This window comes from Streptomyces sp. NPDC090022 (assembly GCF_044748145.1).
Lineage (GTDB): Bacteria > Actinomycetota > Actinomycetes > Streptomycetales > Streptomycetaceae > Streptomyces.
In genome coordinates this window covers 223,745-234,678 of sequence record NZ_JBIVFN010000005.1, presented here as the reverse complement: position 1 = coordinate 234,678, position 10,934 = coordinate 223,745, and the positions used below count along the sequence as shown (strand labels likewise).

Here is a 10,934-nt window from a genome sequence, read left to right as displayed (position 1 = left end):
CACGGCTGACAACGTGACTCCGGTACGCCGGGCCAGGCGTGTACGCGCCACCCGTTCTTTCCCATTTCTGGGCAGGCGGAAATGATGCGCCGGGAACGGCGGCATGTGGACCCCCCACGCTCTGCCGTCGTCGCATCCAAGGCAGACCGACGGCAGGGAACTGACAAATTGCCAGCTGATTCTGTGGCCAACTCGACCAGAAAATCCATAGGCGACCAAGCAATGTGGCTTTGATCACTTCGCTCGAATAAATGCAGGATAAATAGGTCGGAGGCAGTCATTCCGCTTGTCCGTGCACGGTCAATATGCGTGACCTGCGGCAAGACATGGTTCATGCTCGCCTCGCACATTTATGCGCGGAGGCGAGTGGGGAGAACTCGTCTTTGTTCCGGCCACTGCCGCCGGTCTACCGCTAGTACCGAGGGCGCGGTGTCGTACCGCCCGAGGGGGGAGAAGAACTGCCATGACTGTCAGCGAGTCCACGGACGAAAGTCCGCCAATGACCGCCACGGAAAAGGCTGTTGCCGCACGGCCCTATCGCTCGCGCAAGCGGCGCCGCGTCATGGGTGCACTGGCCGCCCTGCTGGCCGTCGCCGTCGCAGTGCCCCTGGGCGTGCAGCTGGCTGACACCGGCGCGGAGCCGGACCCGAAGGCGCACGCGGGAGGCGGGGTCGGCATCGGCGCCGCCGAGGCCAAGAAGCGCGCGAAGGCGTCCGGCAAGGACGTCGAGGTCACCGCGGAGCGCAGCGCGAACACCACGGTCTGGGCGCTGCCGAACGGCCGGTTCAAGGCCCATGTATACAGCGGCGCCATCCGGGCCAAGGTGGGCGACCAGTGGAAGCCCATCGACACCGACCTGGCCAGAGTGGACGGCGGCTTCGCCCCCAAGGCCGTCAACGGCAAGATCGTCTTCAGCGCAGGCGGCAAGGCGTCAGCCGCCTCTGGCGCCGGATCCGGCGCCGGGACCAGCACCAACGGTCAGCGCGCCTCGCGTACGGTGACTCGGGTCAGTCTCGCGACGGACGCTCCCATTCCGCCGGCGTGGACCGAGCTTGTACGGCTCACCACCGACGGCCATGAGGTGTCGGTCAGCTGGCCCGGACCGCTTCCCGAGCCCGTCGTCGCCGGGCCCCGGGCGCTGTACGAGAACGTCCGCCCCGGCATCGACCTGCTGATGACCGCGCAGGACGGCGGTTACTCCCACCTGCTGATCGTCAAGGACAAGAAGGCGGCGGAGGACCCCCTCCTGGGACAGCTGAACTACCGCCTGGGCTCATCCGACCTGACCTTCCACCTCGATGGCGCCTCGCATGCCCTCAGTGCCCGCGACAGCGCGGGTACGGAGGTGGTCGGCGCCCCGACTCCGCTGATGTGGGACTCCGCCGCCAAGAGGGGCCCGGCCACCGGCGAGCAGCCGACCGCCCCGCTCCCGGGCGCCGACATACACCCCACCCTCGCCCTTCCCGGCCTCGCCGGAGCGGAAGGCGCGCACATGGCGGCGGCCACCGCCACGCTGGCCGCCGACAACCTCCTCACGGTGACACCGAACAACGGCCTGCTGAGCGGTGCCGACACCGTGTACCCCGTCTTCATCGACCCGTCCTTCAAGAGCCGCAAGCACAGCTGGACGCTGCTCTACAAGAACGAGCCGTCCTCCAGCTTCTTCAACGGGCAGAACTACAACGGCGCCAGCGGCACCTCCGAAGCCCGGGTCGGCTACGAGACCCAGACCTACGGCACCGCCCGGTCCGTCTTCAATTTCGACTTCGACAGCAAGCTCCACGGAATAACCGCCCATTCGGCGACCCTCAGAGGCCTGGAAACCCATTCCTGGAGCTGCACCCCCAGCGGTCTGGACATCTACCAGACGCCCTATGTCGACAGCTCAAGTTCCTGGAGCAACACCAACAACAGTTCGTTCTGGAGCAATTGGGTGACGAGCACCTCTGTGGCGCACGGCAACGAACCCAAGGGATGCCCCGACAACTGGGTCGCAGTAGACGTGAAAAAGGCCGTCGACAAGGGCGCCGCGCAGGGCTGGGGAGCCATCACCTTCGGGCTGCGGGCACAGAACGAAGGGGATACGAACTCGTGGAAGAAGTTCCTCGCCAACGGTGAGAACGCCCCCTACATCGAGATCGAATTCAACCGGCCTCCGGACACCCCGGTCCGGGCCAACATGACCAGCTTCCCCGGCGGCACCTGCGTCACCGACGCCCCGTACCCGCTCATCGGCAAGACCGACCTGCAGTTCCAGGCCAAGAGCGCCGACCAGGACGGCAACCTCAAGCGGCTGGCCATCAAGGTCTGGGAAGCCGGCAACGGCGCCAACGTCGCCTACTACAGCGATCAGCTGGAGACGAACTCCGACGGCGTCGCAACCACCCCCGCGATCGGCTGGAGCACCTTCCAGGCGGGCAAGACCTACGCCTGGGCCGCCTGGGCGATCGACGGCGAAGAACAGTGGTCGGCCGGCGGGCCGGCCGACGGGCCCGGCGGGGTGGGCAAGTGGTGCGCCTTCACCGTCGACCACACCGCACCCAGCACCCCGCTGGTGAAGTCCGAGGACTTCCCCGCCCCCGGCCCCGACGGCGCCGAATGGAGCAAGAACACCCTCGGCCCGGGCAAGGCCACCATCTCCGCCAACGGCTACAAGGTGGAGGACATCAAGGAGTTCCAGTGGAGCCTGAACCAGCCCGGTTACGGGATGAAGGCCACCCCGGACGCCGCCGGCAACGCCGTCATCGACGTCACCCCCGGCCAGGCAGGCCCGAACGTCCTGTACGCGCGTACGGTCAGCAAGGCCGGCAACGTCTCCACACACACGGCCTACCTCTTCTACGTACGCCCCAAGGCAGGCCTCGACGGGACCGGCGACGTCACCGGCGACCAGCTCGCCGACGTCCTCGCCATCGACAAGGACGGCAACCTGCGGGTCTACCCGGGCGACACCATCGGCGACATCGACGCCTGGATGCCCGCCGCCACCGACGCCGGCGCCCCCGCACCGGCCGGATACTGGAAGGACCAGGCCACCGGCAAGACGGCACTCATCAGCCACAGCACCGACTGGCTCCCCGGCGACGGCCTCACCGACCTGCTCGCCCGGATGCCCGACGGCAAGCTGTACGTCTACCCCGGCGACGGCAACGGCCGCTTCGACATCAGCCGCCGCATGGAAGTCCTGCTCCCGGCCGGCTCGCCCGACCCGGCCACCCTGACCCAGCTCGTCACCACCGAGGACGTCACCGGCGACGGCCTGCCCGACGCCTTCGCCCGCGCCGGCGACGCCTTCTGGGCCTTCACCGGCTACACCGGCGTCAGCTTCACCCAGGCCAGACTGATGTCCGCCACCAGCTGGACCGGGCGCGACATCATCGGGGTCCGGGACATCAGCGGGGACAAGATCCCCGACCTGCTGTTCCGCGACGACGCCACCGCCGGCCGCGGCCTGGCTCTGCGGAAGGGCAAGCCCGCCGCGGGCGGCGGGGTCGACCTGGCCTCCCTCGCCACCGCCGCCGCCTCCGACGGCGGCGGCGACCAGACGTACGGCACCACCGGATGGGGCCGGGCCACCTGGCCGCTCGTCCGGGGCACCACCGACGTCAGTGGTGACGGCATCCCCGACTTCTACCTCTCCCGCAACGACGGCTCCCTGCACCTGGTACGGGGCGGGACCACCAGCGCGCTGTGGGAGGCAGGGGTCGACGAGGAGGACTGGAACACCTTCACCGCCATCGGGTGAGGAAGGAGCGTACGCGCGGACACAACGTGAAGACGCCCGGTCGGCCGTGGTCGACCGGGCGTCGCGTGCTCTTGGGCTGTCGACTTGTGTGCTGTGCCGCCTGGCCCCGGTGGAACCCGGCGGTTGCGGCGGCTCGGGCGGCTCGACACCGTCCTCGGCGGGTTCGTCGCCGGCGCGGGCTTGTTCCGGCCACCAGCAGCCGGCTCGTCAGCGCGCGCCGGTCTCCGGCTCGGGCCGGGGCAGCTCGTCCAGGTCGAGGGTGAAGGTCCGCCCGTCGGCCAGATCGATGGGCAGCTTGCCGGTGCCGTACTTGTGCGTGTGCGCCGCGATGTAGCCGGTTCCGCTCGGCTGGGTGTGGACGACGACCTCCGCCGCGTACGGGTCCACCACAAGGTAGACGGGGATGCCGTAGCGGCCGTACTTGGCGGTGCAGTCGTCGTAGTCCTTGCGCGCCGAGGAGACCGACACCACCTCCGCGATCAGCAGGACGTCCTCGAAGCTGTAGCGCTTGCCCTGCTTCTGCGCGTCTTCGCGCAGGATCGCGAGGTCGGGGGCGGAGTTCTCGTCGGCCGGGAAGTCGAGGTACACATCGGAGGTCACCTTCGCATGACGTCCCAGAGCGAGCGTGTCGATCTGCATGGAGCGGATCGTGCTGGAGTGCTCCAGGCTCTGCGGGGTCATGATCACCTTCCCGTCGGCACCGAAGAAGACCGTGTAACCCTCGGGGAACTCGGTGTGCATGATCGCCTCGACGCCCATCGGCGGCTCCTTCCCGTCGCCTCCCAGAATACGGTCGACACGCGTCAGCAAGGGGTGCCACCGGCAACAGCGTCATCGCTCACGCACGAGGCCCGGAACGACGAGGTGCCCCGGTCCCGGGAAGTCCGGGCGGGGCACCGGGTCTGCTGGCCGAAACGATTCTGCTGACCAGCTCTGCGGTGGGGCGGGTGGGACTCGAACCCACGGCCGACGGATTATGAGTCCGCTGCTCTAACCGGCTGAGCTACCGCCCCTCTGCGGCGTGGCGCGTACATGTGTGCGCGCCGTCTGCCGCAGCATAGCCGCTCATACGATCTCCTGCTCCGGATGCCTCGCGTGATCGGCTACGCCTGCCCAGAGAGACCGCTCTGAGGGCTGTCCGGTTCCGTCGGAGGGCAAAAAAGAAGAGGACCCACCAGGGTCCTCTTCTTCGTTGCTCCCCCGGCTGGACTCGAACCAGCAACCCTCCGGTTAACAGCCGAATGCTCTGCCAATTGAGCTACAGGGGATCGCGCTCCCCCGACTGGACTCGAACCAGTAACCTGCCGGTTAACAGCCGGCTGCTCTGCCAATTGAGCTACAGGGGATTGCTGCGTTGCACCGAACAGGCCCTCCTCCGGCCTTGCCGGGGGGCGGGTGTCCGCTGCGAGACATAGATTAGCGCAAGCAGGGGGGTGCTCCGCCAATCGGTATCGACAGGCAGGCCGGGCACCGACACAGCGAAGGGTGGCAGCCATGCGCTACAAGGTCACGTTCCTGGCCGGAGTGGCCCTCGGGTACGTGCTGGGCACGGCCGCGGGGCGGGAGCGCTACGAGCAGATGAAGAAGAGCGCCCGCGGCTTCGTCCAGAACCCCGCGGTGCGCAACGCCGCGGAGACCGCCGGCCACACCGGCCGGCAGTACGCGGGCAAGGCCTTCGCGGCCGTCAGCGCGAAGGTCGGGGACGCCGTCCCCGCCTCCGTGGCCCAGCACGTGCGGTCGCTGCGCGAGCGCGGGCAGGGGGCCGAGGACGACTGGGGCACCAGCAACACCTAGAGCGGCCCCGGGTGCGGCAGAATTCTCCGCATGGGGATAGTCGCCGGGCTGGACAGCTCTTCCGCCTTCACTCGTATCGTCGTCTGCGACACGGACACGGGCGCCGTGCTGCGCCAGGGGTACGCACCGCATCCACAGCCCGGCGGTGAGACGAACCCCTACGAGACGGACCCGCAGGCCTGGCTGCTCTCGCTCGGCGAGGCGGCCGGGGCCGGGCTCCTCGAAGGCGTGCAGGCCATCGGCGTCTCCGCGCAGCAGCACGGTCTGCTGCCGCTGGACGCCCAGGGCGCCCTGGTGCGGCCGGCCCTGGTCGGCAACGACAAGCGCGGTCAGGTCGCGGCCGCCGACCTGACCGAGCAGCTCGGCGGGCGGCACGCCTGGACGGAGGCGGTCGGCAGCGTTCCGCAGTCCGCGCAGCCGATCACGAAGCTGGCGTGGCTGGCCCGTCACGAGCCGGAGGCGGCCCGCCGGATCGCCGTGCTGATGTCGCCGCACGACTGGCTGGTCTGGCAGCTGCTGGGCCGGCCCGCCCGGCGCACCACCGACCGCGGCGGCGCCTCGGGCACCGGCTGGTGGTCGGCGGCGACCGGCGCGTACCGCCCCGACCTGGTGGAGCTGGCGCTGGGACACCGGGCGGTGCTGCCGGAGGTGCTCGGTCCGGCCGACGCGGCCGGGACCACGCCGGAGGGGCTGCTGATCTCGGCGGGTACCGGCGAGACCATGGCCGCCGCCCTCGGGCTGGGGGTCGGCCCCGGTGACGCGGTGGTCTCGCTCGGCGCATCGGGGTCGGTGATGGCCGTGCACCACGAGGCGCTGTCCGAGCCGGCCGGTCTGATCACCTCGCTGGCGGACGCCGCCGGCATGCACCTGCCGGTGGTGAACACCTCCAACGCCGTACGGGCGCTGCGCGGGACCGCCGAGCTGCTGGGCACCGACCTGGAGGGGCTGAGCGCGCTGGCGCTGAAGTCGACGCCGGGGGCCCACGGTCTGGTGCTGCTGCCGTACCTGGAGGGCGAGCGGACCCCGAACCTGCCGCACACCGCCGGGACCCTGTCCGGGCTGCGGCGGGACTCGATGAAGCCCGAGCACCTGGCGAGGGCGGCGTTCGAGGGCATGCTGTGCGGGCTGGTCGACGCCCTCGACGTGCTGCGCACGCGGGGCGTGGAGATCCGGCGGGTGTTCCTGCTGGGCGCGGCGGCCGAGCTGCCGGCCGTCCAGGCGGCGGCGCCCGGGCTCTTCGGTACGCAGATCGTCGTACCGGCTCCCGCGGACTACGCGGCGCTGGGCGCGGCCCGGCAGGCGGCGTGGGCGCTGGGCGTGGCGCAGGGCACGCTGGCCCCGCACACCCCGCCGATGTGGCCGGCGGCCGCGGCGCAGGTCTTCGAGCCGGACGAGGAGCTGCCGGCCTGGCGGGCGGTGCGCCAGCAGTACGTGGCCACGCGGGAGCAGATCCACCCCGGGGCCTTCCACAGCTGACCGGCAGCAGTGGTCCCGGGGCCGGTCTCAGGGACCTGCCCCTGAGGCCGGTCTCAGGGGCTGGTCCCAGGCCGGTCTCAGGGGCTGGTCCCAGGCCGGTCTCAGGGCCCGGTCCTACGGCGGTGGGGCACGGCGGTTCCTCCTTTTGTCCCGCCTTTGCGAAAAACGGTGGGGATCGGTCTCGGGGTTGGCCGAAGATGGGGTGACCCCCGACCTGTGCCGACCCGGAGCCTGCGCGTGCTCATACGACTCATGCGGACGCATCTGCGCCCGTACCGGAAACCCATCGCCCTGCTGGTGCTGCTCCAACTGCTGCAGACCAGTGCTTCGCTGTACCTGCCCACCCTGAACGCCGACATCATCGACACCGGTGTCGTCAACGGCGACACCGGCTACATCCTGACGTTCGGCGCGCTGATGCTCGGCGTCTCGCTCGTGCAGCTGGTGTGCAACGTCGGCGCCGTCTACTACGGCGCCCACACGGCCGCCGCCGTCGGCCGCGACATGCGGGCGTCGATCTTCGACCGGGTGCAGAGCTTCTCGTCCCGGGAGCTCGGCCAGTTCGGCGCACCGTCGCTGATCACCCGGACCACGAACGACGTGCAGCAGGTCCAGATGCTGGTCCTGATGACGTTCACCCTGATGGTGTCGGCGCCGATCATGTGCGTCGGCGGCATCCTCATGGCGCTCTCGCTCGATGTGAAGCTCTCCGGCGTGCTGCTGGCGGTCGTGCCCGTGCTCGGCCTGTCGGTCGGCGCGATCGTGATGCGGACGCGGCCGCTGTTCCGGCAGATGCAGGACCGTCTGGACACCGTCAACCGGGTGCTGCGCGAGCAGATCACCGGCAACCGCGTGATCCGGGCGTTCGTGCGGGACGACTACGAGAAGGATCGGTTCGCCAAGGCCAACGGCGAGCTGACGGACGTCTCGCTGGCCGCCGGCAAGCTGCTGGCGCTGATGTTCCCGACCGTCATCGTCGTGATCAACGTGTCCAGCGTGGCCGTCGTCTGGTTCGGCGCGATGCGCATCGACAGCGGCGGCATGGAGATCGGCCAGCTGACGGCGTTCCTCGCCTACCTGATGCAGATCGTGATGGCCGTGATGATGGCCACGTTCATGTTCATGATGGTGCCGCGCGCCGAGGTCTGCGCCGAGCGCATCCAGGAGGTCCTGGACACCGAGTCCAGCGTGGTCCCGCCGGCCGACCCGGTGCGGACGCTGGACCGGCGCGGGCAGCTGGAGCTGCGCGGCGCCGACTTCCGCTACCCGGGTGCCGAGGCGCCGGTGCTGCGCGGGGTGGACCTGGTGGCCCGGCCCGGCGAGACGACCGCGGTGATCGGCTCCACGGGCAGCGGCAAGTCCACGCTGCTGGGGCTCGTACCGCGGCTGTTCGACGCGACGGGCGGCGAGGTGCTGGTCGACGGCGAGGACGTACGGCGCATCGATCCGCAGCTGCTGGCCAGGACGGTCGGCATGGTGCCGCAGAAGCCGTACCTGTTCTCCGGGACGGTCGCCTCCAACCTGCGGTACGGGCGGCCCGACGCGAGCGACGAGGAGCTGTGGCGGGCGCTGGAGGTGGCGCAGGCCAAGGAGTTCGTCTCCGCGCTGGACGGCGGTCTGGACGCGCCCATCACCCAGGGCGGCACGAACGTCTCCGGCGGCCAGCGCCAGCGGCTGGCGATCGCCCGCACGCTGGTGCAGCGCCCGGAGATCTACCTCTTCGACGACTCCTTCTCGGCCCTGGACTACGCCACCGACGCGGCGCTGCGCTCGGCGCTGGCGCAGGAGACCGAGGACGCGACCGTGGTGATCGTCGCCCAGCGGGTGTCGACCATCCGGGACGCCGACCGGATCATCGTCCTCGACGAGGGCCAGGTGGTCGGCGAGGGCCGCCACCACGAGCTGATGGCCGGCAATGAGACCTACCGGGAGATCGTGCTCTCCCAGCTGACGGAGGCGGAGGCCGCATGAGCGGGCCCGGTGGACGGATGATGATGGGGCCTGGCCAGCAGTCCCTGGACTTCAAGGGGTCCGGCAAGCGGCTGCTGCGCCAGCTGGCGCACGACCGGCTCAAGCTGTGGGGCATGGTCGTGGCCGTGGTCGGCAGCGTCGCGGCCGCGGTGGTCGGCCCCAAGATCCTGGGCGCGGCGACCGACCTGGTCTTCGCGGGGATCGTGGGCCGGCAGATGCCGGCCGGGATCACCAAGGAGCAGGCCCTGGAGGGGCTGCGCGCCAAGGGCGAGGACGGCATGGCGGACATGCTGTCGGGCACGGACTTCACGCCGGGCGAGGGCATCGACTTCGGCGCGGTCGGCATGATGGCGATCTGGGCGACGGTGGTCTTCACGGTCGCGGGTCTGCTGATGCTGGTCGCGACGCGGCTGTCGAACCACGTGATGAACGGCACCGTGTACCGGATGCGCGAGGAGCTCCAGGCGAAGCTGTCGCGGCTGCCGCTGTCGTACTTCGACCGGCAGAAGCGCGGCGAGGTGCTCAGCCGGGCCACGAACGACATCGACAACATCGGGCAGACGCTCCAGCAGACGATGGGCCAGCTGCTGAACTCGCTGCTGACGATCGTCGGCGTGCTGGCCATGATGTTCTGGATCTCGCCGGTGCTGGCGCTGGTCGCGCTGGTGACCGTGCCCGTCTCGATCGTCGTGGCCGCGAAGATCGGCAAGAAGTCGCAGCCGCAGTTCGTGGAGCAGTGGAAGACCACGGGCACGCTGAACGCGCATATCGAGGAGATGTACTCGGGCCACAGCCTGGTGAAGGTCTTCGGCCGGCAGCAGGAGTCCGCGCAGGTCTTCGCCGAGCAGAACGAGGCGCTGTTCCGGGCTTCCTTCAAGGCGCAGTTCGTCAGCGGTGTCATGCAGCCGGTGATGTTCTTCATGTCGAACATCAACTACGTGCTGGTGGCGGTCGTCGGCGGGCTGAAGGTGGCCTCGGGCTCGCTGTCGATCGGTGACGTGCAGGCGTTCATCCAGTACTCGCGGCAGTTCTCGATGCCGCTGTCGCAGGTCGCCTCGATGGCGAACCTGGTGCAGTCCGGTGTCGCGTCGGCGGAGCGGGTCTACGAGCTGCTGGACGCCGAGGAGCAGGAGCCGGACACCGAGGTCCCGGAGCGCCCGGAGCAGCTGAAGGGCGCGGTCTCCCTGGAGAAGGTGGCGTTCCGCTACGAGGTGGACAAGCCGCTGATCGAGGACCTGTCGCTGGCGGTCGAGCCGGGCCAGACGGTCGCGATCGTGGGCCCGACGGGCGCGGGCAAGACCACGCTGGTCAACCTGCTGATGCGGTTCTACGAGGTGACGGGCGGCCGGATCGCGCTGGACGGCGTGGACATCGCGAAGATGACGCGCGAGGAGCTGCGTTCGGGCATCGGCATGGTGCTCCAGGACACCTGGCTGTTCGGCGGCACCATCGCGGAGAACATCGCGTACGGCGCGGCGCGCGAGGTGACGCGGGCCGAGATCGAGGAGGCGGCGAGGGCCGCGCACGCGGACCGGTTCATCCGTACCCTGCCGGACGGCTACGACACCGTGCTGGACGACGAGGGCGCGGGCGTCAGCGCCGGCGAGAAGCAGCTGATCACCATCGCGCGGGCGTTCCTGTCCGACCCGGTGATCCTGGTGCTGGACGAGGCGACGAGCTCGGTGGACACCCGTACCGAGGTGCTGATCCAGAAGGCGATGGCGCGCCTGGCGCACGGCCGGACGTCCTTCGTGATCGCGCACCGGCTGTCCACGATCCGCGACGCGGACGTGATCCTGGTGATGGAGAACGGCTCGATCGTGGAGCAGGGCACGCACGAGGAGCTGCTGCTGGCGCAGGGCGCGTACGCGCGGCTGTACGCGGCGCAGTTCGCGCAGGCGGTGGCCGAGGTCGACTGATCGGGCGGCCGGTGGCGGATACCGGCGGC

At 69.9% G+C, this 10,934-nt stretch carries 6 protein-coding genes and 3 tRNA genes; 5 read left to right on the top strand and 4 right to left on the bottom strand.

Annotated features, from left to right (window positions below):
* Positions 1 to 499 precede the first annotated feature (499 nt).
* A complete protein-coding gene (locus tag ACIPXB_RS14020) occupies positions 500 to 3,745 on the top strand; it encodes a DNRLRE domain-containing protein (RefSeq protein WP_401448731.1) in 3,246 nt (1,081 codons plus the stop codon).
* A 207-nt stretch (positions 3,746 to 3,952) separates the two neighbouring features.
* On the opposite strand, the gene ACIPXB_RS14015 is transcribed toward ACIPXB_RS14020, so the two are convergent.
* From ACIPXB_RS14015 to ACIPXB_RS14000, 4 genes are all read right to left on the bottom strand, one after another.
* Positions 3,953 to 4,504, bottom strand: coding sequence for a Uma2 family endonuclease (locus tag ACIPXB_RS14015; protein ID WP_401448728.1), 552 nt, complete (start codon positions 4,502 to 4,504; stop codon positions 3,953 to 3,955).
* A gap of 180 nt (positions 4,505 to 4,684) precedes the next feature.
* Positions 4,685 to 4,758: transfer RNA gene (locus ACIPXB_RS14010), tRNA-Ile, on the bottom strand.
* A gap of 182 nt (positions 4,759 to 4,940) precedes the next feature.
* Positions 4,941 to 5,013, bottom strand: a tRNA-Asn gene (locus ACIPXB_RS14005).
* A 5-nt stretch (positions 5,014 to 5,018) separates the two neighbouring features.
* Positions 5,019 to 5,091: transfer RNA gene (locus ACIPXB_RS14000), tRNA-Asn, on the bottom strand.
* A gap of 148 nt (positions 5,092 to 5,239) precedes the next feature.
* On the opposite strand from ACIPXB_RS14000, the gene ACIPXB_RS13995 reads away from it, so the two are divergent.
* From ACIPXB_RS13995 to ACIPXB_RS13980, 4 genes are all read left to right on the top strand, one after another.
* Positions 5,240 to 5,539: a YtxH domain-containing protein gene (locus ACIPXB_RS13995; RefSeq protein WP_401448725.1), complete on the top strand. Its 300-nt coding sequence runs from the start codon at positions 5,240 to 5,242 to the stop codon at positions 5,537 to 5,539.
* A gap of 30 nt (positions 5,540 to 5,569) precedes the next feature.
* The gene (locus ACIPXB_RS13990) at positions 5,570 to 7,015 is read left to right on the top strand and encodes an FGGY family carbohydrate kinase (protein ID WP_401448723.1); all 1,446 of its coding nucleotides are present in this window, start codon (positions 5,570 to 5,572) and stop codon (positions 7,013 to 7,015) included.
* Between the two features lie 237 nt (positions 7,016 to 7,252).
* On the top strand, positions 7,253 to 8,986 hold the full coding sequence (locus ACIPXB_RS13985; protein WP_401448721.1) for an ABC transporter ATP-binding protein: 1,734 nt from the start codon (positions 7,253 to 7,255) through the stop codon (positions 8,984 to 8,986).
* Positions 8,983 to 10,905 carry an ABC transporter ATP-binding protein gene (locus ACIPXB_RS13980; RefSeq protein WP_401448719.1) on the top strand — a complete coding sequence of 641 codons (1,923 nt, stop codon included), beginning with the start codon at positions 8,983 to 8,985 and terminating at the stop codon, positions 10,903 to 10,905. Before ACIPXB_RS13985 ends, ACIPXB_RS13980 begins: the two co-directional genes overlap by 4 nt.
* The last annotated feature ends 29 nt before the right edge of the window (positions 10,906 to 10,934 follow it).

Bases quoted from the DNA above. Each gene is read 5' to 3' on its own strand.
- ACIPXB_RS13990 (WP_401448723.1), top strand. From the start codon at position 5,570: ATGGGGATAGTCGCCGGGCTGGACAGCTCTTCCGCCTTCACTCGTATC.
- ACIPXB_RS14020 (WP_401448731.1), top strand. From the start codon at position 500: ATGACCGCCACGGAAAAGGCTGTTGCCGCACGGCCCTATCGCTCGCGC.
- ACIPXB_RS13995 (WP_401448725.1), top strand. From the start codon at position 5,240: ATGCGCTACAAGGTCACGTTCCTGGCCGGAGTGGCCCTCGGGTACGTG.
- ACIPXB_RS13980 (WP_401448719.1), top strand. From the start codon at position 8,983: ATGAGCGGGCCCGGTGGACGGATGATGATGGGGCCTGGCCAGCAGTCC.
- ACIPXB_RS14015 (WP_401448728.1), bottom strand. From the start codon at position 4,504: ATGGGCGTCGAGGCGATCATGCACACCGAGTTCCCCGAGGGTTACACG.